19 protein-coding genes are annotated in these 21932 nt (G+C 47.2%); 6 read left to right on the top strand and 13 right to left on the bottom strand.

From position 1 onward, the window contains the following. Window positions 1-603: 603 nt before the first annotated feature. From gatB to NDI48_04095, 3 genes are all read right to left on the bottom strand, one after another. Window positions 604-2088, bottom strand: coding sequence for an Asp-tRNA(Asn)/Glu-tRNA(Gln) amidotransferase subunit GatB (gatB, locus tag NDI48_04105; protein ID MEP0830387.1), 1485 nt, complete (start codon window positions 2086-2088; stop codon window positions 604-606). Between the two features lie 139 nt (window positions 2089-2227). After that, window positions 2228-2407, bottom strand: a complete 180-nt coding sequence (locus tag NDI48_04100) for a chlorophyll a/b-binding protein (GenBank protein ID MEP0830386.1) — start codon at window positions 2405-2407, stop codon at window positions 2228-2230. A gap of 53 nt (window positions 2408-2460) precedes the next feature. After that, window positions 2461-2640, bottom strand: coding sequence for a chlorophyll a/b-binding protein (locus NDI48_04095; protein ID MEP0830385.1), 180 nt, complete (start codon window positions 2638-2640; stop codon window positions 2461-2463). A 325-nt stretch (window positions 2641-2965) separates the two neighbouring features. Here NDI48_04095 and NDI48_04090 point away from each other — a divergent pair, with 325 nt between their 5' ends. Then, window positions 2966-4612 carry an FAD-dependent oxidoreductase gene (locus NDI48_04090; GenBank protein ID MEP0830384.1) on the top strand — a complete coding sequence of 549 codons (1647 nt, stop codon included), beginning with the start codon at window positions 2966-2968 and terminating at the stop codon, window positions 4610-4612. A gap of 126 nt (window positions 4613-4738) precedes the next feature. On the opposite strand, the gene NDI48_04085 is transcribed toward NDI48_04090, so the two are convergent. From NDI48_04085 to NDI48_04075, 3 genes are all read right to left on the bottom strand, one after another. Beyond that, complete coding sequence (locus NDI48_04085; protein ID MEP0830383.1) at window positions 4739-5899, bottom strand: ATP-binding cassette domain-containing protein; 1161 nt, start codon at window positions 5897-5899, stop codon at window positions 4739-4741. A gap of 446 nt (window positions 5900-6345) precedes the next feature. Next, the gene (locus NDI48_04080; protein ID MEP0830382.1) at window positions 6346-6699 is read right to left on the bottom strand and encodes a hypothetical protein; all 354 of its coding nucleotides are present in this window, start codon (window positions 6697-6699) and stop codon (window positions 6346-6348) included. A gap of 25 nt (window positions 6700-6724) precedes the next feature. Then, window positions 6725-9331 carry a DNA topoisomerase 4 subunit A gene (locus tag NDI48_04075; protein MEP0830381.1) on the bottom strand — a complete coding sequence of 869 codons (2607 nt, stop codon included), beginning with the start codon at window positions 9329-9331 and terminating at the stop codon, window positions 6725-6727. 135 nt (window positions 9332-9466) lie between these two features. Here NDI48_04075 and NDI48_04070 point away from each other — a divergent pair, with 135 nt between their 5' ends. Beyond that, window positions 9467-9868 carry a response regulator gene (locus tag NDI48_04070; GenBank protein MEP0830380.1) on the top strand — a complete coding sequence of 134 codons (402 nt, stop codon included), beginning with the start codon at window positions 9467-9469 and terminating at the stop codon, window positions 9866-9868. Window positions 9869-10149: 281 nt separating this feature from the next. Here the strand turns inward: NDI48_04070 and NDI48_04065 are convergent, their stop codons facing one another. Then, entirely contained in the window at window positions 10150-11034 is an 885-nt protein-coding gene (locus NDI48_04065) for a tetratricopeptide repeat protein (protein MEP0830379.1), read from the bottom strand. A 78-nt stretch (window positions 11035-11112) separates the two neighbouring features. Further along, on the bottom strand, window positions 11113-11397 hold the full coding sequence (locus NDI48_04060; GenBank protein ID MEP0830378.1) for a hypothetical protein: 285 nt from the start codon (window positions 11395-11397) through the stop codon (window positions 11113-11115). Between the two features lie 423 nt (window positions 11398-11820). On the opposite strand from NDI48_04060, the gene NDI48_04055 reads away from it, so the two are divergent. From NDI48_04055 to NDI48_04045, 3 genes are all read left to right on the top strand, one after another. After that, window positions 11821-13278, top strand: a complete 1458-nt coding sequence (locus tag NDI48_04055; protein MEP0830377.1) for an efflux RND transporter periplasmic adaptor subunit — start codon at window positions 11821-11823, stop codon at window positions 13276-13278. A 246-nt stretch (window positions 13279-13524) separates the two neighbouring features. Beyond that, window positions 13525-14742: an ABC transporter permease gene (locus NDI48_04050; GenBank protein MEP0830376.1), complete on the top strand. Its 1218-nt coding sequence runs from the start codon at window positions 13525-13527 to the stop codon at window positions 14740-14742. A gap of 125 nt (window positions 14743-14867) precedes the next feature. Then, on the top strand, window positions 14868-15629 hold the full coding sequence (locus NDI48_04045; protein ID MEP0830375.1) for an ABC transporter ATP-binding protein: 762 nt from the start codon (window positions 14868-14870) through the stop codon (window positions 15627-15629). A 166-nt stretch (window positions 15630-15795) separates the two neighbouring features. Here NDI48_04045 and NDI48_04040 read toward each other — a convergent pair whose 3' ends face one another. The 5 genes from NDI48_04040 to NDI48_04020 all read right to left on the bottom strand — a co-directional run bounded on the left by NDI48_04040 (window position 15796) and on the right by NDI48_04020 (window position 21181). Continuing rightward, on the bottom strand, window positions 15796-16671 hold the full coding sequence (locus NDI48_04040) for a DUF4388 domain-containing protein (protein MEP0830374.1): 876 nt from the start codon (window positions 16669-16671) through the stop codon (window positions 15796-15798). 1142 nt (window positions 16672-17813) lie between these two features. Further along, complete coding sequence (locus NDI48_04035) at window positions 17814-18344, bottom strand: ATP/GTP-binding protein (GenBank protein ID MEP0830373.1); 531 nt, start codon at window positions 18342-18344, stop codon at window positions 17814-17816. 11 nt (window positions 18345-18355) lie between these two features. Continuing rightward, entirely contained in the window at window positions 18356-19213 is an 858-nt protein-coding gene (locus tag NDI48_04030) for a DUF4388 domain-containing protein (GenBank protein ID MEP0830372.1), read from the bottom strand. Window positions 19214-19865: 652 nt separating this feature from the next. Then, a complete protein-coding gene (locus tag NDI48_04025) occupies window positions 19866-20237 on the bottom strand; it encodes a roadblock/LC7 domain-containing protein (GenBank protein MEP0830371.1) in 372 nt (123 codons plus the stop codon). Window positions 20238-20647: 410 nt separating this feature from the next. Further along, window positions 20648-21181, bottom strand: coding sequence for an orange carotenoid protein (locus NDI48_04020; protein ID MEP0830370.1), 534 nt, complete (start codon window positions 21179-21181; stop codon window positions 20648-20650). 225 nt (window positions 21182-21406) lie between these two features. Here NDI48_04020 and NDI48_04015 point away from each other — a divergent pair, with 225 nt between their 5' ends. Continuing rightward, entirely contained in the window at window positions 21407-21655 is a 249-nt protein-coding gene (locus NDI48_04015) for a hypothetical protein (GenBank protein MEP0830369.1), read from the top strand. Window positions 21656-21932: the final 277 nt, after the last annotated feature.

Here is a 21932-nt window from a genome sequence, read left to right as displayed (position 1 = left end):
TTATATCAAGTCTCAGGAAGTTAGATAGCGAAGCGGCTGGTATTGATACAAAAAAAAAGAGAGCCACTTGAGGCGACTCTCCCGATCATCAGGGTGCATCTACTTCTCACAAGTATAAAGGTTCGGGGTGGGGGGTGTCACCCCCTATTTAAGTTTTTTTTCTCACAGGCGTTTATAGGCACAAAAAAAAGAGAGCCACTTGAGGCGACTCTCCCGATCATCAGGGTGCATCTACTTCTCACAAGTATAAAGGTTCGGGGTGGGGGGTGTCACCCCCTATTTAAGTTTTTTTTCTCACAGGCGTTTATAGGCACAAAAAAAAGAGAGCCACTTGAGGCGACTCTCCCGATCATCAGGGTGCATCTACTTCTCACAAGTATAAAGGTTCGGGGTGGAGGGTGTCACCCCCTATTCCGGTTTTTTTCTAACAGGCGTTTATAGGCACAAAAAAAAGGAGAGCCACTTGAGGCGACTCTCCTGACTATCAGGGTGCATCTACTAAGCACACTATAACAAGATGGGCTTGAGGGGTGATACCCCTGATTGTGTGAATTTTGTGAAGTTTACATCTGAATTTGATGAACGTAGAGGAATCGCCACTGCTTAGCCATTGAGCTTCTTACTCAAGATTTGGTTAGTCAGCTTAGGATCAGCCCGCCCACTGGTTTGCTTCATAACTTGCCCGACAAAGAAGCCTTGGAGCTTGGTTTTGCCATTGCGATATTGTTCTAGCTCCTTGGGATTAGCCGCAATCACTTCATCGATAATGGCTTCGAGTTGACTAGAGTCAGAGATTTGGATCAGACCCTTACGCTCCACCAATTCTTTAGCCGAACCCCCTTGAGAGAGCAGTTCAGGTAAAATGTCTTTGGCAATCTTACCGCTAATGGTGCCGTCTTCAATCAAGTTGATCAGTTCTGCAAGGGTCGTTGGCTTGAGGGCAATTTCTGCGATCGCCACTTTCTCTGTATTGAGATAAGCCGCAATGTCTCCCATCACCCAGTTAGCCGTTTGTTTAGCATTAGCGCCCGTAGCAACAGCCGCTTCAAAATACTCTGCCACTTGGCGATCGTCCGTTAGCACGCGAGCATCATAGGCAGAAAGCCCCAGTTCGCTTTCATAACGATGCCGTTTCTGAGCAGGAAGTTCGGGGAGTTCACTACCCCATTGCTCTAGTTGCTCTTTAGATACCTCAATTGGAGGTAAATCGGGTTCGGGGAAGTAGCGATAATCGCTGGAGCCTTCCTTTACCCGCATACTAATCGTGCGCTGGCTGCCTTCTTCCCACAGGCGAGTTTCTTGAATAATGCGCTCTCCCGCTTCAACCGCCGCGATTTGCCGCTCAATTTCGTACTCGATCGCCTTTTGGATGGCGTTGAAGGAGTTCATATTTTTGATTTCGACTTTGGTGCCAAACTCCTCCTGTCCCACGGGGCGCACGGAAATATTCACATCGCAGCGCAGCGAACCTTCTTGCATATTCCCGTCGCTGACACCGATGTAGCGCATAATCCGGCGCAGTTCCTGAGCATATTCTGCCGCTTCTTGCCCAGAACGCATATCGGGTTCTGAGACAATTTCGATCAGGGCTATACCTGCACGGTTGTAATCGACGAGGGAGTAAGTGGAACCGGAAAGCCTGTCACTCCCCGCGTGAACCAATTTTCCCGCATCTTCCTCCATGTGAAGACGAGTGATACCAATCCTTTTGCGAATGGGGTTACCCGCCTCATCAGGGAGTTCAATTTCCAGCCAGCCGCGTTCGGCAATCGGTAAGTCGAATTGAGAAATCTGGTAATTTTTGGGCAGATCAGGATAAAAATACTGTTTCCGGTCAAACTTACTGTAGGGGGCAATCTGGCTATTCAGGGCTAAACCTGCTTTTACAGCGTACTCCAGTACCTTTTGATTCAGGACGGGCAATACTCCAGGCAGTCCCAAACAAATTGGATCGATGTTTGTATTCGGAGTCCCACCGAATTCTGTAGAGGAAGAAGAGAAAATTTTGGTTTGGGTACTCAGTTGACAATGGGTTTCTAGACCAATAATTGCTTCATACTGAGTTTTAACCGGTGCAGCAGTGGTCATAGGCGTTTTGTTTGCTGTCTTATCGCAACAGTTTTCTACTCTAGTGTAGGAGACGCAACACACAACACCGAAAAAACCTAGGAGGTCTTAAAAAAGCTCCTAGGTTTCTCCTATTAGATTAATGGGGCAATACATTTACCTATTGGAGTCCCCAAAAGTGTAGAACACCTTGATTTGAGAACAATTCAATTGCTATGGCAATGACAAAACCAAGCATTGCCAAGCGTCCATTCCAAATTTCTGCTTGAGGAGTGAAGCCGAACTTGACAGCGTTACGGTCTTCGGGGTTTGTAATTGGTGCGTTTGGTGTTTTAGTCATGGTTGATTTTCCTTTTGTTAACTTTTTGAGTGAAAATTGTTAGTGTTAAGGACTTACATTAAGCCCCAGAAGTGCAGTACACCTTGGTTCGCTAATAGCTCAGTCAACAACGCAGCGACAAAGCCAATCATCGCGAGGCGACCATTCCAGATTTCCGCTTGAGGTGTAAAACCAGACTTCCAAGCATTGCGCTCTTCAGGATTGGTGATTGGAGGAGTGTTTGATTGTTGCATGATTGTTAATCGGTGTACTTAAATACTTTGTTGCTTTAGTCAAGCTTACTTTAATAAAGTTAACAAAAGCTCAGGTGAACGTTCTCCCTCGGAGGTCAGAAGCTTTGGGATTTTGCAACTAACTCTTTAGAAGGACAATGAGTATTAACCTGAGTTTGATCTAAGCTGGAAGCTTGGATTTTCTGTAACGAACCAGAGCCTGAAGCCCTTATTCTTTCGTTAAGAAGCCTCTTACGTCGAACTCAGGTGAGTGTTAAGGTGCAGGGTTTTAGCGCTCAATCATTCTTTGCCCTCAGCACTAATTCTTACTGGAACACAGAAAGTTATGAGTCGTTCGCTGCCCTTCCGCAACTTGGCACATACCCTGTGGATTGCCCGCTACTGCCAAAAGCACAACATCTCCACCAGCGAGGGGATGGAGCGCATAGCAGCCCTAGAAGCCATAAAGTCAGCACGACGCCGAAGCAGACGGGAATTTCTAGTGGATATGGGTAAGCTAGCGGTAGTGGGTACGACACTGGGCGTAGCTTCCGGACGGGTGCATCCCACTCTGGCTGCACCAGCACCTGTGGCTATGAATGTAGCCATTGTGGGGGCGGGATTGGCAGGGCTAGCTTGTGGTTACGAACTCAAGCAGAAGGGAATTAATGCGACTCTCTACGAAGCCAGCAACCGATTGGGTGGGCGCTGCTACTCCCTGGGTGGTGCCTTCCCAGGAAGTGTTACGTTTCCCAGCCAGGTTGTTGAGCGAGGGGGAGAGTTTATCGATAACCTGCACAAGACTTTGTTGGGATACGTGCGGGAGTTCAAACTGGATGTAGAGGATTTGTCCAAGCAACCAGGGGAAGTTTTTTACTACTTTAATGGTCAACGCTATACAGAGTCAGTGGTTGTTGATGAATTCCGCAAGTTTGTTGCTGCTATGCGGGATGACTTGCGATCGCTTTCTGTAGAACCCACAGCCGACAACTATACTGAAGCTGACCGCAAACTCGACTTGACCACTCTCCAACAATACCTGGATACTCGTGGGGCGGGAAATCTGATTAAGGCTGTAATTAAATCGGCCTACCTTGGGGAATACGGCTTAGAAATTGATCGTCAAAGCTGCCTCAATTTTCTCCTATTTATCCATGCGGATAAGCGATCGAAATTTAGACCGTTTGGCGTGTTTAGCGACGAACGCTATCACGTTATCGGAGGTAACCAGCAAATTGTTGAAGGCTTACGCAGCCGACTTCAAGGGCAAATTCAGGTGGGGAAAAAGCTGGTAGCCGCCCGCAAGGACAGTGCAGGCAAAGTTGAGCTGACGTTTAATGATGGTTCTAGCGGAAAGTTTGACGCCGTTGTCTTTGCCATTCCCTTCTCAACTCTGCGGGAAGTTGATCTACATGCCAGCCTCGAACTGCCTGCCGAAAAGCGCTTTGCCATCAACAATCTAGTCTACGGAACCAACGCCAAGCTAATGGTTGGCTTTACTAGTCGTCCGTGGGCAGCCCTAGGTAGTAATGGTTCGTCCTACGCCGACTTGCCACACCTGCAAAGCACTTGGGAAACTAACCCCAGCAATGCTAATAGCAATCGAGCTGTATTGACTGATTACATAAGCGGCAACTTGGGTGCAGGGCTTAATCCTAACCAGGTTCAGCAGGAGACGAGTGACTTTCTCAACGACCTCAACCGCATCTTTCCCGGTGCATCAGCCGCCGCAAGGCGTAATGGCAATCAGGTGGTAGCCCATTTGGAGCATTGGCCTTCCAACCCTTTGGTGAAGGGAAGTTACACCTGTAACCAACCTGGTTATTTTACTATGATCGCCAATAATGAAGGCAAGCCCGTTGGCAATCTCTACTTTGCGGGCGAACATGCTAACTCATTCTATGACTGGCAGGGTTTCATGGAAGGGGCTGCGATCTCCGGCATTGATGCTGCGAAGCAAATCCTCAGTAGTGTTAAAGGGAACCAACGTTGAGGGTGAAAGCTCATTATCCCTTTTTTGAGTTTTGACTTTTCTAGCAATCGTAAATCATTTGTGAGTTTTGATTTTTTTAACGAACCACACAGGCACAGACGGCACAGAGGGAAGAAAGGGAGGTTCTCATGAATTAGGTCGAACTGCCAAGCCTGTTTGGGGGTCAAAAAAATGAATCTTATCAACTACCATTGATAGCCAAAGTTGATCGCCCATTTGAACGAGTTGATCGGGTGCCGTTCTCACTTGTAAAGGAGATGCCTGCGCTAGCGACACGGTTAAATAGGTGTCGTTCCCCAGCGCTTCTACCAACTCAACTTTCACGGGTAGGTTTTTGGGGGCAGGCACACTAACGCTGAGATGTTCTGGACGAATGCCTAAAGTGAGGGAACGTCCGTCATACTTTTTCAGAACCGGTGCCCAGACTTCTGGGAGAGTAAGACGGAACTGAGGATGGGTAATTAACAGCGGCGCTTTAATCTGGACTGAGAGAAAGTTCATCGGCGGAGAACCGATGAATTCAGCCACGAACTGATTGGCGGGGTGGTTATAAAGTTCCAGTGGGGGAGCAAGTTGTTGGATTTGTCCCTGGTTCATCACAGCGATGCGATCGCCCATTGTCATCGCTTCGGTTTGATCGTGGGTAACATAGATTGTGGTTGTTCCCAATTGCCGCTGAAGTTTAACAATTTGGCTGCGAGTTTCCGCCCGGAGTTTGGCATCTAAGTTGGAGAGGGGTTCATCCATCAAAAACACTTGAGGATTGCGAGAAATTGCCCGTCCTAGTGCCACCCGTTGCCGTTGTCCCCCAGATAAATGCTTGGGCAGTCGGTGCAGCAATGGCTCGATTTGTAACAACTGCGCCACGCGGCGGACTTGTTCATCAACGGCTTTCTCCTTGTCAGAAAAATAGCGGAGTCCTTTGGGAAGCGATCGCGTCATTGCCACGAAGAAATCCTCAACCCACTGGGGAATCTCCTGTTCAGATGGCTCTTCCCCACTTCCAATGTCGGATTCTGGACTTAGCCTTTTCGTGCGTCGTAGCCCAAAAGCAATGTTGTCATAGACTGTTAAATGGGGATATAGGGCATAGTTCTGAAACACCATCGCAATGTCTCGTTCCTTGGGGGGGAGGTCGTTGACTAAGCGATCGTTCACCCAGATATTGCCGCCCGTCATTTGCTCCAACCCCGCAATCAATCGCAGCAAGGTACTTTTGCCGCAACCCGAAGGGCCAACAAGTACCATAAACTCGCCATCGTTTACCGTTAGGTTGATGCGCCGCAATACATTGACATTGCTCGATTTTTGTGCAGTAGAATTCTCCCTAGGGGAAGACTTGTCAACCGCAACCAAAGGGGCTTCATCCACCGGCGAGAGCAGAGGTTCTGCTGTTACTGGTGTGACGGTTCGCTCTCCCTTACGACCTGAAAAACTTTTATAGATATTTTCTAGAACAACCTGCGCCACGATCGATTCCCATTCCCGTATTCAGTTATTCTTCCCTGTCGCTGAGGTGATTGCAACAGCCGTCTAATTACCTACTTCAGGTGAATTCAATAGATGAAGTGCGCTCTTAATTTCCGTAGAGTAGCAGTGGGTTAGCGCTTTACCTGATTTCATCCTACTGCGATTAGGGAAGGGATTTTATCTCATCGAAACATTGAGAAATACTTTAGATCTGTCTTGAAAATAGGGGTCTGGGGTCTGGGGCGTGGGACTCTGGGCGGAACCTAATAAATTAAGCCGGATGCCAGTTCACGGGTAATCAAAATCTGGAACTTCCCCGCCGGAACACTCGTACTGAGGCGTCGGATAAACAAATGATACGTTCCCGTGTCTGTACGCACATCCTGTTCCAGGGCAACGATGGGGGAGTCAGTCTGGGAACTCTCTTCCAGCAGGATAAAGGCGGCGATTAGCGCCTCAACCACCTTGGGTTCGCTCGTTCCACCCGTCGCCTTTTCCACAAGAGCCACAGCCTGAGGTAGGAGGCGATTGGGGAAATCGGTTTCAGGGGTGGGGTTCATCAAGTCCTCCAGATTGGCTTGGCGAAAGTTGCAGTGGCTGGCTTTAAGTCCGCTCATAATCAGCGAACCGCCATGACGAGAGTTATGGGGCTAAAACACTCACCGAAAGAATTTTTTCTTCCGCCTTGAGTTTAGCAATGCGATCGCCGGTTCCATCTTTACCCAATATTTTGACGGACTCCATCTGTAAAGATACCGTCCGCTCACCACTCGTCACCAGCATGACTTCAGACTCAGACGAAGCTTTGCTCATCGCCACTAAACTATCTGTCGCCGTCTTAAATTGTAGAGCCTGAGTCCCAAGTTCGCCCCGATTGACCAGCCGGAATAGACCTACGGGCACGCGCTTTCCGTAACCTTGCTCAGAAACCAGTAAAAGGTTTTCTTTGGCAGACAGCGTCACACAACCCACCAACCGCTCTCGACGTTGCAAGCGCAAGGCTTGATTTCCTTGAGCACTGCGCCCCATCAAGGGTAACTGAGCATCATTCACCTCGAAACGCAAAATCCGTCCATTGCTCGTTGCCAGGGCGAGTTGCTCACCCGGTTGAGCCAGACTCACGTATTGCAGTTGATCGTCATCCTTGAGCTTGATCGGTGTTGTACCCCGTGCCGTGAGGTTCATCAACTCAGAAGCGGGTAAGCGCTTAATTCGCCCCTGCTGAGTGAGCAAAATTAAGGAGAGGGTACCCGGATCATCCGGCAGGATATAGTGAGCGACGACTGTTTCAGATTGCACCGCATCCGGTAACAATTTCACCAAAGGAGTTCCCGCCTGGAGTCCTGCGGCGGGTGGAATATCCCGCACTTTGATGGGATAGGCTTTACCACCACTCGTGATTACGACTAATTCTGCCTGTGTGACGGTGGTTAGAGACTCAACCACAAAGTCATTCCCTCTTTTCATGGACTGGCTGGATTTTGAGGCCGTTGAGGGACGCTGTCGCAGTACACACCCGTGATGGGTAAATTCTAAAACGGTTTCTTCTTCTTCAACGACAAGCTCAGGAAGGGGAAGTGTGGGTGGGTTGGAGTTTTTCTGCTTCCTGCGGTTTCCCTTCTCCTGATTTCCGGGTTCTGAGGCGGGACTTTTGTCGGGTGAGGTTTGATTCTTAACTTCTGACTTTTTACTCTTGGCGGGTGACAGCTGAGGAGTAACGTCTTGCACCTTGGCTTTCACGTCTTGGGTGATAATTTTAGTCCGGCGGGGATCGGCGTATTTGCGTTTGAGCGATCGCAAATCTTTCTTCAAGGTTTTAAGCAACTCGTTACGATCGCTGAGTAATCGCCGCAACTGCTCAATTCGGGCGGTGAGTTCTGCAAATTCTGTCTGTAATTTTTGCCGTTCTAAACCCGTAAGCCGTCGCATGGGCATGGATAAAATCGCATCGGCTTGAGCCTCACTGATGTTTAACTGATTTTGTAGAGAAGTTTTTGCCGTTGTGCCATCTGGGGCGCTTCTGAGGATATCAATGACGGCGTCTAGGGCTTGCAGACAAATAATTAACCCATCAACTAGGTGAAGGCGTGTTTCGTTTTCTTCTAGCTCATAGGTATATTGCCGGGTCAGCGTCTGCTCTCTAAATTGTAAAAATTCTTCTAATAACTCGCGTAAATTGAGCTGACGGGGTTGTCTATCCACTAAAGCCAGCATAATCGCGCCAAAGGTCGTTTGCAGTGCGGTTTGCTGGTACAACTGCTTGAGGACATGGTGAGCATTGGTGTCTCGTTTGAGTTCAATCACCACGCGCATCCCGGAGCGATCGCTTTCATCCCGCAAGTCCGCAATGCCTTCCATGCGCCCGTGGTTGACCAGTTCAGCCACTTTCTCAATCCAACCGGCCTTATTCACCTGATAAGGGAGTTCAGTCACGACAATCGCGGTTCGCCGTTGTTGACGCCGTCCTCGCCCCGCAGCAATTTCCTCTAGTTGCACGATCCCGCGCACGGGAATGCTACCCCGACCGATACTGTAAGCCTCCCGAATGCCCCCGCTTTCGACAATTTCCCCCCCGGTGGGAAAATCCGGCCCTGGAATCAATTCCCATAATTTTTCGTCAGATAAATTGGGATGGTCAATTAAGGCAATCAAACCATCTACCACCTCTCCCAAGTTGTGAGGAGGGATATTCGTTGCCATCCCCACGGCGATGCCAGAGCAACCATTGAGCAGTAATACCGGCAACTGAGCCGGTAGCACCACTGGCTCTTGCTGAGAGCTATCGAAGTTGGGGATAAAATCAACAGTTGCCTCACCAATCTCGGAAAGGAGTGCTTCATTACCCAGCGAAGACAACCGTGTTTCGGTATAACGCATGGCGGCGGGTGGGTCATTGTCCACCGAACCAAAGTTGCCATGACCCGCCAGCAGTGGATAGCGAGAAGAAAAGTCTTGTACGAGGCGCACCAGCGCATCGTAAACGGCTTGGTCACCGTGGGGGTGATATTTGCCTAAAACGTCTCCCACCACACGGGCGCACTTGCGATACGGTCGATCTGGTGTTAAACCTAATTCGTGCATCGCATATAAAATCCGCCGATGAACGGGTTTGAGACCGTCCCGAACGTCGGGGAGTGCCCGTCCCACAATCACACTCATGGCATATTCAAGATAAGACCGTTGCATCTCCGCATGTAAAGCTGTGGGGATGACCTGACCGGTCGCAAGTAAATTGAGCTGTTTTGCCATGAGTTAAAGTTCCCTAATTTCTGACCACTAAGTGATGACGGAGTGCCTGCCAGGATGGCAACATGACAAAGTCCCTGTCAGACTTATTATCAAATCGCACATTCAAAAACGACGACTTTCAGCAAGGCAACGCCCATGAAAACCGTTCTGATTGTAGAAGACGATCCCATTAATGCTCGTGTTTTTTCTAAGATTCTCAGCAAGCGGGGCGGCTTAGATGTCAAGCATACCGAAGATGTGGAAGAGGTGATGCAAATTGCACAAAGTGGAGCAGCGGACATTATCCTGATGGATGTTTCCCTATCCCACAGTGTTTACCGAGGTAAGGCTGTAGACGGTATTAAGATTACGCAGATGCTCAAAGCTGATGCTCAAACGTCCAATCTACCGATTATTTTGGTTACGGCTCACGCTATGGAGGGCGATCGCGAAAACTTCCTCAAGCAGAGTGGTGCTGATGGCTACATCTCCAAGCCGGTTGTTGACCATCAACAATTTGTGGATCAGATCATGGCTCTGCTCCCCAAAGAGACCTAATACTGCTGTCTCCTTACGCTTACTTTAATCCGTTCGAGTTGTCTTCCTCCTCTCGATTTTCATTTATGTTGCGGCTGAGTGGGACACTGCTTAAGTACATATGTACTATTTAATGACCATTTCGGCAAGATGTGTTCCGAATGAGGCCAGTCATTGCTTGGGGATGCCACCCCTTGTGTGAGCAAAAGGTCTAGACCTCAGCCAGAGCATCGGAGCGAGAGCTAGAAACTCTGAGCGGATTCATACAGAAAGCTCCTTGAGTGAGCTGACCAAGGGTGACTCTACCGAGGGCCACTTTCCATTTGTGCAGGCGACGCTTGACTTTGACCAATACTGGCTTGTATTTTGGGGTTTGCCAGAAACTTCTGTGTTTCAGTGAGCAGACGCTCACCCCAAAGATTCTCCTTGAGAAAATCTAAGTCAGCATAGCGACTATCTATGCGAATAGCCGCTTCTCCCAGCGCCAGGGCTTTTTCCTGCTCTCCCTGAGCATACATCGCAACAGCAGCGGCTAGTTGAGGTTCTGCGGCTTCATTGTCAATGGCGATCGCCGCTTGCCATTTTTCCAGAGCGCCCCGAATATCACCCTGTTCGTACTTCACTAGACCAATGTTGTTGATAGCAGGCCAGAATTTCTTTTCTTGGGCAACGGCTTTTTCATACTGAGCGATCGCCTTGGGATAGGCTTTGAGCATATAGTAAGCATTGCCTAAGTCAAACAGGGCTTCTGGAACATTGGGTTTAATTTTCAACCCAGCTTCCAACTCAGCCACCGCTTTGGGATATTCGGCTTTTTGAAAACGCGCTGACCCCAGAGTAAAGTAAATTCCTGCTTCTTTAGGGTCTAAGGATTTAGCCCGTTCTAAAGCCGTAATCCCCTGCTCTAACTCTTTCGTCTGAACATACAAACTCCCCAAAATAAACCAGGTTTGAAACGCTTTGGGAGCCAGTTGAGTCGCCAACTCCGCTCTCGGCAAAGCCAGTTCATATTGCTGGAAGCGTACCAACTGAACCGCATCCTGAGCTAGGTTCAAGCCCTGCTGCTCTAGTTGCTTTGAATCCAGCTGAAGGGTATAGGGCACAAGTGCCTGTCCAGCAACTGGTGCTTGTGCACTCAGGAAACCCAGGAGAACAAAAATAGAAATTAAAGGAATATACTTGGGCACGGTGCAGCCTCTAAAGACAACAAGGAAGGAATCTAAGAGCTAAATTAGCGCATAATCGATGGGATTGTTGCTGAAATCTTAACCAAAAATTTGGCCTAACCCCATGTGGGAGTGGAGCCGGAGTTCATACGAGGATGGGGAAGAGTGGGAGTGCGGGAGGGGGAGAGAAAAATGAATAATGACAATGTGAATTACCCAACTGATTTTGAGCGGCGGATAGACACACAGACGGGGTGACGCCCAGAGATTGATCGATGAGACACCCACAGAGAACCCGTCACAATTTTTGTGCCAGATGAGTCCAGAGAAATCACTCGGCTTGCCGCCATACGCCAGTGCCAGCGCAACCCTTTTATTCTCCATACCGGTAGAGTCCGGCTCGCTGAGGCTACTTCACCCGATGGGATGAGCCAACTGGAGGAAGCACCAACCCATTTGAAGCCGCCAAGCTATGGTCATAAGAGACACTAAAACTTATCATCTTAACCTTTTTTGGGCTTCATACACCCCTGATCTCAATTGAAAAGTATTGTGAAGTTTTAGGCGCTAGCTCAAGCAGAGCTTGTTGCTTCGGAATTCCGTACCGCCAGGGAGTAATCAGAGTAGCCCAAGGGTTGAATTCAGACCGATAGTATAAAGAAAGGTAAAGTTGAGTGGCAAGTCGCATAGGGTGAACGTCTAACTCACCAGGGAGTGCTGTCTTTCTAATTCAAGGGGATTCTAGCGAGTAGAGCCAAGCCGATGAGACGCCCAACCTTCTAACAACCTGTTTCTCTTTACAGCTGGATGGGAAAACATCATTACATGGAACTGCCACTAATCGGTAAAGTCAAACAACCTCCCCCTTGGCTCATCGGGCTAGTAACCGTCGGCATTTTAGGCGTGGGCGGTGCAACTCACTTTGCTCTTGAGGCTAGGAAACCTAAAATCGACCTGAATAAACTGACAGTACCCGTGCAATCCGAAAATATTACGCTGCGTATCACCGATGTCAGCGGTACTGTGGTACCGATTCAAAATGTAAACCTTAGCCCCAAAACGTCTGGTCGTGTGGCAAAGTTGTTGGTCGAACAGGGCGATCGCATCCAAGCAGGGCAACAAATCGCGCTGATGGAAAATGCCGAATTGCAGGCACGATTAGCTCAAGCTCAAGCTAACCTCAATAAAGCACAAGCCACTTTAGCCGAGGCACAGGCGGGGAGTCGTCCAGAAGAAATTAACCAAGCCAAAGCCCGTCTGTTGCAAGCTCAAGCGCGTTTAGAGGCGGCGCGTGGTGGCAATCCCCAAGAAATTGAGCAAGTCCGATCACAAATCGAAGCCGCCCAATCACGCTTAGCGCTGGCTAAACTGAGAGCTGATCGCTATCGCAATTTAGCCTCACAAGGCGCTGTGTCCCTAGACAGGCGGGATGAAGCCTTAACCGAAGAGCGCAATGCCCAAGCCAACCTACAAGAAGCACAACGACGTTTAGAGCAGCAGCAAAACACTAAGAGGCCAGAAATTGACCAACTGGAGGCGGCTGTAGCCGAATCACGATTTAATTTAGAGCAGTTGCAAAACGGTAAACGTCCCCAGGAAATTTCTCAACTTAAAGCGACGGTGGATGCGGCGAAAGCGGAGGTAATGTCTGTACAAGTCCAACTGCAAGATACGGTTATTCGTGCGCCCTTTTCGGGAATTGTGACGCAAAAATACGCAACCGAAGGAGCGTTTGTTACCCCAACCACGTCAGCGTCCAGTACCGCTTCGGCAACCTCAACTTCAATTGTGGCACTGGCTAAAGGGCTGGAAATCCGCGCTAATGTTCCAGAGGTTGATGTCGGACAAGTTAAACCCGGACAGCAGGTGGAGTTTGAGGCAGACGCCTTTCCTGGCAAAGTCTTTAAAGGTAGCGTACAACGTGTAGCACCGGAAGCGGTGATCGATCAAAATGTCACCTCTTTTGAGGTGCGGGTGGCGCTTTTAACGGGTCAACAAGAGCTACGCTCAGGTATGAATGTTAAACTCACCTTTCTGGGTGAACGTGTCAACAATGCCCTAGTGATTCCTTCCGTCGCTATCGTCACTCAAAAGGGGGGCGAAAGGGGTGTCTTGGTGCCTGATGCAGAGAATAAACCCAAGTTTAAACCTGTGACGACTGGGCAAGAGATTGAAAACAAATATCAGATTCTGGAGGGATTAAGACAAGGTGAACGGGTGTTTATCGCACCACCCGAAGAATTTAGGCAGAAGAAGAATAAATAAAATAAAAAATCAATACGTCATTAGTCATTAATCATTTCTTTTTAGTTATTAGTGTTCAGGATTCGTTAAGACTAAGAACTAATGATCGAGAACTAATACCAACTCCACATCTATAATCCCTTTTCTACTCTTATTCTCTTCTCAGTGAACTCTATGCCTCTGTGGTTCGTAAAAAAAACTAATTAACCTCAATAGTAAGTGAAATAGATAACTGATTAATAACTTCACACTCCCTTTTATTAAAATATGGATTTAATAGAAAGTATAAAAATGGCAGGAACTACGCTAGTAGCTAACAAACTGCGTAGTAGCTTAACAATGTTGGGCATTATTATTGGCAATGCATCAGTGATTGCGATGGTGGGGATTGGGCAAGGTGCCCAGCGGTTAGCCTCTGAACAATTTGAGGCTCTCGGCCCTAATCTTCTGTTTATTGTGCCCGGTTCTCAAGAAACGCGGGGCAGGACGCTGAACCTGCCAAAGACACTGGTACTAGCCGATGCCAAGGCGATCGCAGCTCAAGTCCCTTCCGTTAAAGATGTTGCTCCTCAGATTAACTCTAGACTCTTAGTCACCTACCGCAACAGAAACACCAACACTAGCATTACGGGTACTACACCTGACTTCCTCGGTGTCAGGAGCTTTGATGTAGCTAGGGGTCGGTTTATCACAAATTTAGACTTAGAACGGAATAACCAAGTTGTAGCGTTGGGCGCTGACTTGGCGGAGAAACTATTTGGAAATACTGACCCAATTGGTCAGAGAATGCGGATTAAAAATGCCTCGTTTTTGGTGATTGGGGTAATGGAGGCGAAAGGGGCTGTTCTTGGAGACAATCAGGATGACACCGCCTTTATCCCCCTAACCACAATGGCGAATCGAATCGTGGGACGGACGTCTCCCTACGGATTAGAGCTAACGTTCATCTCCGCCACTGCCAAAAATCAAGATAGCATCGGGGCGGCTCAGTTTCAAATTGAGAATTTGCTGCGGCTGCGGCACAAAATCACCGATGAAGATGATTTTACCGTGAGAACTCAGAAAGATGTTCTCACAATTGTTGGCACAATCACGGGCGGACTCACCGTTCTTTTGGCGGCGATCGCGGCAATTTCTCTACTCGTCGGGGGTATTGGTGTGATGAACATTATGCTAGTCTCGGTCACGGAACGTACCCAGGAAATCGGATTACGAAAAGCGATTGGTGCTCAAGAACGAGACATCTTGATTCAATTCCTGATCGAGGCGGTGATTCTCTCGGCGGCAGGTGGCATCATTGGCACGGCGCTAGGAATTAGCGTCATCCAAATTGTGGCGATGGTGAGTCCCTTGAAAGCGGGAATTTCTCCAGTGGCGATTCTTTTGTCTGTCAGTGTGTCCGGTGGCATTGGTTTATTCTTTGGCGTCGTACCAGCACGGCGGGCGGCGAAACTTGACCCAATTGTTGCTCTCAGAAGTGCTTAGGAAAAGAAAAAGGCAGAAGGCAGAAGGCACAAGGCAAAAGGAATTCATCATTCAACTCCGGTCAATCAGTATTGGGATAGCTTCCTGAGCGCCCTTTCAAGGCATAAAAATTAGTATCAGGTATTATGAAAAACTCACTTAATTTTCTATCCGAGGTTTCCGATTCTCCCAGAAAACCTGTTGTTATTCGCCTTGAGGATATCTTCAAAGTCTATGGCATCGGCAATACAGAAGTTCGTGCTCTCAACGGCGTCAACCTGATTGTGGAGCAAGGAGAGTATTGCTCGATTATGGGAGCCTCTGGTTCGGGTAAATCGACAGCGATGAATATTATTGGCTGTCTTGATCGACCGACTTCGGGACGCTATTACTTAGATGGGGTGGATGTCTCTGGACTCGCTGATTCTGATTTAGCGAAAATTCGGAATCTCAAAATTGGTTTTGTCTTCCAGCAATTCCACTTGTTGGCTCAATTGACTGCGCTGGAAAATGTCATGCTGCCGATGGTTTATGCGGGTGTACCTAATGCCGAACGCCGGGAACGTGCAACAGCGGCTTTAACACGGGTAGGCTTAGAAAACCGTCTGAATAATAAACCGAATCAGCTCTCTGGAGGTCAACAACAACGGGTAGCGATCGCCCGTGCGATTGTGAATCAACCCGTCTTACTCTTAGCGGATGAACCGACAGGAGCTTTAGATTCTCGCACTACGAAGGAAGTTATGGATATCTTCACCGAACTCAATACCAGTGGTATTACCGTGGTGATGGTGACTCACGAGCCAGAGGTGGCGCGTTTAACCAATCGCATCGTTTGGTTCCGTGACGGTGAAGTGATACATTCTCATCTGAGTCCTGAGGAAATTACTCAGGTGGCCGTTTCTTAAGTGGGTATTTTTATTGCTAATTTGACCATGACCTAATTAACTTGCTTAAAAAGCAGAAATTTCCTGGGGAAGAAGCGGTAGCGATACTCTTGAATATTTCGGTCTTTAGAGAAAGTTCTTGCTATTACCAATTAGAAATTACCAATTACCAATTAGCAATTACCCATTAACAATTACTGAGACTCGGTTGCGTGGTGACTTTACTACGCAAAAAACCCACTAAGGTTTGCACAAAGGAAGGACTGATGTTTTGTTTTTCGTCATCTTCAATGAGTTGTGCAGGTAGAGGTTCTTCCTCTTGAGTCGGTAGGGTGCCCACTAATAATGGCACTTCTTCTGCTAAACCGATGGTGATGAGTCGGAAAGCCACCTGCTGCACTTGTTCTACAGGGAGTCTCAATTGTCGTGCGATCGCGCTGAGAGACATTGTGCCTTTGGTATATTCCCAAACTTGCCACTCTAGAGTATCTAAGCGATATTGGGGTTGACCTGCAAGGATACTGACCAAACCTCCATTCGGATCGGGTAGTTTATCGGCTAAGGCATCCCAGTTTCGCAGCACTCTTAACCCCACTAATACCGCTTCCGTAGCCAGTACACTTAAACCCGTCATTTCTCGCGTGGGGATTTGCACGTTTGGCTCAAATCGAAACTCAGCATCTTTGAATTGAAACAAAGCGCACACGCCGCTCAATACCTGAAATTGGAATAGTCGTTTCAGTTGTTTGGCTTGTAAAACGCCTTGATTTTTGAGGTATAACCCCAAGGGTTCATTAATTGGACAGCACCAATGAACTAATTTATCAAAGACGCGATCGCTAACCCACTGGCGTTGATCAATCAGCGAAACTAAACCCTGATGATCGAGTCGATTGGCTGCTGCGACAATTCGACCCTGATACACCCAGATGTAATGAAATTGGGGCTTGTCTTGAACTACGGGTTCACTCCGAAGCGTTAACAAGCCAGTTTTATGCCCTTTTTCGAGCAGCTGAAAAATTTCGGGTAAGGAAAAGTCTGATAGATGACCTGTAATCGACATGGCTGTTTAATTGAAGGTTAAGAGACAGAGGCTTTACTTGGAAATCAACGATGGCATGGGTAGCTCAAGAATTTGCTTAATATTACGCAATACTAATATAGAATCCGCTATTTCCTGAATCAATCTATCGATAGAGAGTGTTAATTCGTCCCAGTTGAGCAATCAATCTATTGAACAAAACACATTTTCTCGCCTCTTGGAGCTTGTACAAAAATAAGTTAGCCACTTTCGGGGCAAGAAGGGTTCAAATCGCAAAGCTATTTTTAAACCAACTCTTGTGTACCTCAATAGAAACAGCGTTGCTGGAGAGAGAGCCTGACTCAACGGTTGTTTGGGCTTGTGATATTGTCGCTCATCGGTCATGGGAATTCCTCTATCCTTGAGTTGAGCGCTCCCGGAATCATAAGTATTTATTCGGATTGACAGACCCGAAACGATGTTCTGTGAGAGACTGGCTAACACTTTTCCTCTTCCTCACTAGATGGCCCGCCTTGATTTGAAGAATTGGTTGAGATGGAGCGATAATCTGGGGAAATTTAAGGAATTTCGCGCCTTTAGTGTTATCACTCTACGGCTCACTCACTCAACCTTAGTTTTTGTTATCTTACCTGAGTTACAGATAATTATAATTACGGAATAATTAAGAAGTTTAATTTTGTTAAGCGCTGATACTTTCTTTTATTTTTAGCTTTGTTTAAAGTGATTTAGGATACAAAATCCAATCGGTTATTCAGTTTCATTAATAGGAGTTGGGTAAGCAGGTCGAATTCGGGTGTGGAAATGTGGAACCGGGAACAAACTCACAGCTCTCAAGCTAAGTTTCCTCAGCGAGCAGTTATCATGCCTGGGGTACTGTGTGTATCAACGTCAAATGATACTTTTGTTACTGTTACAAAGCTTAGGCCGCTACACCCTCTATAGCGGTCATAAGGCGTGACGCTACGTTAAGACACCCTACGAATAGAGGTTTGCCGTCAGTCCTATGTCCGTTATGAATGATGACGCCTATTTTCCTGAGAGTCCAATCGCAGGCGAAAGATAGAGCGTTGCTCAATCCCTGAACTCGCTCTAAATTGGTTAATTATTAAAGATGTTTAATAATGTTTTTTAAACACTCTTAAAAAACTTTTTTTTCATAAAAATTACATTACAGAACTTTGCATAAAATGTTCTATTAGTACAATTAAGGCATTCACCACTGATTCTTTTTGATTCGCGTTTAGGGTGACAAAGGGCGGTCGATCTTTTTCATCGAGAAAGCCCAACGCGATCGCTACATTTTCCACAGACCAAGCTCCCTCACAATCCATATGAGTTAGGCCAATCAGTACAGGGATTTGTGCCCGTTGATTCATAAACGCGAGAATACGACGGGCTAAGCGAAAATCACTGGGGCGATGAGCTGCCACCAACAGAATATAAGCGTGCGCCCTACGAATCAGGATATCCCACATGAAATCGAAACGAGACTGTCCTGGGGTGCCATAAAGGTGCAGTGCCATTCCTGGAGCAAATTGTAGGCGTCCAAAGTCCATCGCTACCGTTGTCCTTGTCTTAATTTCGGCAGCAGGTCCTGTGGCTACACGATCAGTATCGACTACGGCGATCTCACTGACTGAACGAATAAACGTGGATTTCCCGGCACCCACCGTACCGGTCACAACGAGGCGCATGATTTCCACGCTTACTTGCTCCTCAGGAAACCTAGCAAGTTTTGCATGAAAGAATTGCTGATCACTTGACCCTGGTTGTCCTTGCTACTCTCTGGCGACGCTGCAACTTCTACCATGTCTTCTCCCGAAGATCTGGTACGAGCGGGAGCAATCATCGGTACTTCTGCCACTAAACCCACGCTGATTAAGCGGAAAGCGGTCTGTTGAATCATTTCAATGGGTTGTTTAAACTGGCTAGCGATCGTATTCAGCGGAACCGACCCATTCGCCAACTGCCAAAGTCGTCCTTCTAGCGAATCGAGCCGTAAGTGGCGCTTGCCAATCACCACCCTAGAGAGGGCTGAAGTTGGCTCAGGTAGCTTGTCTGCTAACGATCTCCAATCTCGCAACACTCGTAGACCCATCAGTGTTGCTTCCGTCGCACTAAGGCTTAAGCCCGTCATTTCTGTTGTTGGTAAAGTGGCTTTTGAGTCAAATTTAAACCGAGCATCTTTGAGCCGAAATAACGCACAAACTTGCTGAAGTACCTGGGCATGAAAGAGTAACCTCAACTGCTCTGGCTGTAGAAATCCCTGTGTCTTTAAGTAAAGACCAATAGGTATATTAGCAGGACAGCGATTAACTTGTTCGCGTATCACCTCAGGGCTAATCCAGCCCCGTTGACAAATCATCGCAAGTAAGCACTGTTGATCCAGGCGCTTAGTAACAGCGACGATACGACCCTGATGAATCAGGGCATGTCGGATTCTTGCCTCTTGATTTGGGTCAAGCTGAAATCGAAGAGTGAGCAATCCGGTTTTACTTCCTTGATCGAGGAATTGAAAGAGTTCCGGTAGGGAAAATTCTGACAAACTACTCGTAATTGCCATTGCTTTTCGCTTATTTCTAAAGATGGGTCAAAAATAGGATTATCTACTCTTATTCTCAAATTAATGTGAAGAAATATCAACTTTTTGTTACGTTTATTCCCGATCAGCATCTAAGCTTATGATAACTACCTAGATTTTCAATTTAAATTCAGCCTGAGTACTGATTTTTTTGGGTTCTAAACAAAGCTAGAGGCGTTGAGTGAGGTTTAGCTTTAAATCTCAGCAATAATCATCGCCAAAAGCCCTTAACACTAGTGTTCCCCCAAGGGTGACATAACTCACCATCTTCCCAGTAATCTTTTTATCATGCCATTGATGGCACACCCAGAGCTGACGGGTAGCTGCCCTCACAGAGCCAAAATAGTGATTTACCTGCTTTTGTGAGTGATAAAAGTTAAAAAAATTCAACTTTGGGGGAGATTGTGGCGATGAACAGGGTTATTGATGTTCTGTTGTGTAAAGCATTCAGGTGCTGACTTTTTCTGGCTTTGGGTTTTGCTGCTACCTTTTAGCTACATGTAAGGGTTTAACTTTAGCCTAACCTAGCTGAGGAGCCAGCACACCGATGTACGGCTGGCCCATCTGCACTCTGGGGTGACAGCTTGAGTGCCATCGAAATACAGGCTGAAGACTGAAGGATCAGGCGTTTGCTTCAGTTTAAAGCCGCCTTCAACTCTGGAATGACGCGCTTAATTTCCAGCATCAGGACTCCTTGTTTAGCCGCTTTACTGGCTAAGACAAGTAAGACGGCATACTCGCCGCAATTCGTGAGTATGCCATAGCCTTGATCGCCTTCAACAAAAATACGGTCTAGAAAGCCTCTGGCTAATTCACTACCAATGCGCTCACCCAAAGAAAGCATGGCAGCCGACATCGCCGATACTCGTTCTTCATCCATTTCACCCGGTAAGCTGGATGCTAAAGGCAGTCCATCAGGTGAAACGAGAGCAGCTCCCTGGACATCACTTGCGCCCGTGACAAAATTTTGGAGAATGCTCTCAAGCTTGGCTGTATTAATTGTCATTTCGTCTCGCTCCTCATTTATGTGTTTACATGCCGTTGTCCGCTAATCAAGGACATTTTTCATGTCCATAATCACAGCTTTAAGAAAGTATAGGCTCTCAAAAAGCCGTGACTTTTCTTGAAATCAATTCTCAAGAAACAAGATTTGAGGCATCTAGAAGGAGACGAGCTGCTGTAAGAGCTTCAGCCGGGGGAAGAGCGACCCTGTCAAGGGGGTTCGAGTATCGTTCATAAATAGGCAAATCAAGTGAGATAAAAAATTCGAGACGGTTTATCGGTAGCCGCATAGAAAAAAAAGAGTGTTCAACCAAGCTCTAACAAGAACTCAGTATCACACCTTATCTAGAATTATTCTGCGAGATTGTTAAACAACAACCTCTATTTCAAGCCTGGTGGGAAAATTTCCTGAACCTACAGGCTAGGCGTCTTGCCAGTTTCTGCCTGCGTAGGAATTGGCTTGACCTCGCTATAGCCCATTTTGCCAACTATTTCGCGCAACAACGAGATTTGCCCTTCAAATTCAAGTCCTTCAATTTGGGACAACGTATTATTGATTACATCAGTGGATTGATAGTCATCGGGTATATCGACTACAGTATCACCCATTGCCACAGCCCAAGCATACCAAACGACTAACTGATTATTCTCCGTTAGCCCTCCGTAAGCACGAGATAGTTCTGTATCTTCACGATTAACAATGGCTCGCATCACCGCTAACTGCTCCTGATCAGAGCTGTTATAAAATTCTTCTCCTAATAGTCGAGGAGCCAATTCTGGATTAGCGGCAGTGGGAGCTGCTGGCGTGATAGAGTCCCCCATTTTTTCATAGACATAGTAGAGCAGTGCTAGTTTCTCATCGGTGCCTAAAGCCTCAAAAGCTTGCACTACTTTTCGAGTGTCTTCGGAACGGGCTGACGAACGACTCGTTTCTTGAGCTGGAGACATAAATTATTGATTAAATAAATGAATGGGTTCAAACCTTAAAATTATCAAAATTTTTCTCTGACAAATCGCCCTCCAAGAGAAGGAGTTGGCTCAAGTCAAAAAACCTGAATAAATCTTCCTTTGTATAGAGATAAAAGATATCTCTCAAGAGTCTAAACCTATAGGGATCGTCTTTGTTAGGATGACCAAGAGGATTAAAAAAAATCAAAAGGACAGGAGTTTACCATGAGTGAAGAACTGAAAGTAGATCCGAAACAAGCTGTAGGGCAAGACGCTGAATTAGCCGCCCAGAATATGGCAGACGGAATAGAGAAAACACCAGACATTGATGTTGATGCCGACTACGAAGCTTCAAAAGAATACAGCGTCAGCGACATCGATAGAAACGAAACGGGAACCGAAGCCGCTGGGGCTAATATTCCTAATGAATTTCGGCAGATGGCGAAGGACGTAAATCCCTCAGCGAATGCCTAGTGACTCGTTAAAAGAGAAAATTTAGTCTTTTTCAAAGATAGGACTTGTGACAGATGTTAGCGTTTTGAAAATGGCTTACTGGAGAGCTGTTCTTGCCAGAGAATTCGCAGTTTCAGGATATTAGTGAAATCTCGCTAGAAGCACTACGCTAGCAAAGAATAAGGCAAGCGAACGCTCAACCAACTCTTGGGTTGAGCGTTATTTTTTGGGCGGGTTGGTCTCAATCCGCGTCCACCTAATTCGAGAAGGCCGCGTTGGGCTTAAGGATTTGGCATAA

Source organism: Microcoleus sp. AS-A8 (assembly GCA_039962225.1).
GTDB lineage: Bacteria > Cyanobacteriota > Cyanobacteriia > Cyanobacteriales > Coleofasciculaceae > Allocoleopsis.
This window is presented reverse-complemented; position numbering and strand designations above follow the sequence as displayed.

Coding starts and splice junctions, on each gene's coding strand:
- gatB (MEP0830387.1), bottom strand. CDS start 2,088: ATGACCACTGCTGCACCGGTTAAAACTCAGTATGAAGCAATTATTGGT.
- NDI48_04100 (MEP0830386.1), bottom strand. CDS start 2,407: ATGACTAAAACACCAAACGCACCAATTACAAACCCCGAAGACCGTAAC.
- NDI48_04095 (MEP0830385.1), bottom strand. CDS start 2,640: ATGCAACAATCAAACACTCCTCCAATCACCAATCCTGAAGAGCGCAAT.
- NDI48_04090 (MEP0830384.1), top strand. CDS start 2,966: ATGAGTCGTTCGCTGCCCTTCCGCAACTTGGCACATACCCTGTGGATT.
- NDI48_04080 (MEP0830382.1), bottom strand. CDS start 6,699: ATGAGCGGACTTAAAGCCAGCCACTGCAACTTTCGCCAAGCCAATCTG.
- NDI48_04075 (MEP0830381.1), bottom strand. CDS start 9,331: ATGGCAAAACAGCTCAATTTACTTGCGACCGGTCAGGTCATCCCCACA.
- NDI48_04070 (MEP0830380.1), top strand. CDS start 9,467: ATGAAAACCGTTCTGATTGTAGAAGACGATCCCATTAATGCTCGTGTT.
- NDI48_04060 (MEP0830378.1), bottom strand. CDS start 11,397: ATGGAGAATAAAAGGGTTGCGCTGGCACTGGCGTATGGCGGCAAGCCG.
- NDI48_04055 (MEP0830377.1), top strand. CDS start 11,821: ATGGGAAAACATCATTACATGGAACTGCCACTAATCGGTAAAGTCAAA.
- NDI48_04050 (MEP0830376.1), top strand. CDS start 13,525: ATGGATTTAATAGAAAGTATAAAAATGGCAGGAACTACGCTAGTAGCT.
- NDI48_04045 (MEP0830375.1), top strand. CDS start 14,868: ATGAAAAACTCACTTAATTTTCTATCCGAGGTTTCCGATTCTCCCAGA.
- NDI48_04040 (MEP0830374.1), bottom strand. CDS start 16,671: ATGTCGATTACAGGTCATCTATCAGACTTTTCCTTACCCGAAATTTTT.
- NDI48_04035 (MEP0830373.1), bottom strand. CDS start 18,344: ATGCGCCTCGTTGTGACCGGTACGGTGGGTGCCGGGAAATCCACGTTT.
- NDI48_04030 (MEP0830372.1), bottom strand. CDS start 19,213: ATGGCAATTACGAGTAGTTTGTCAGAATTTTCCCTACCGGAACTCTTT.
- NDI48_04025 (MEP0830371.1), bottom strand. CDS start 20,237: ATGACAATTAATACAGCCAAGCTTGAGAGCATTCTCCAAAATTTTGTC.
- NDI48_04020 (MEP0830370.1), bottom strand. CDS start 21,181: ATGTCTCCAGCTCAAGAAACGAGTCGTTCGTCAGCCCGTTCCGAAGAC.
- NDI48_04015 (MEP0830369.1), top strand. CDS start 21,407: ATGAGTGAAGAACTGAAAGTAGATCCGAAACAAGCTGTAGGGCAAGAC.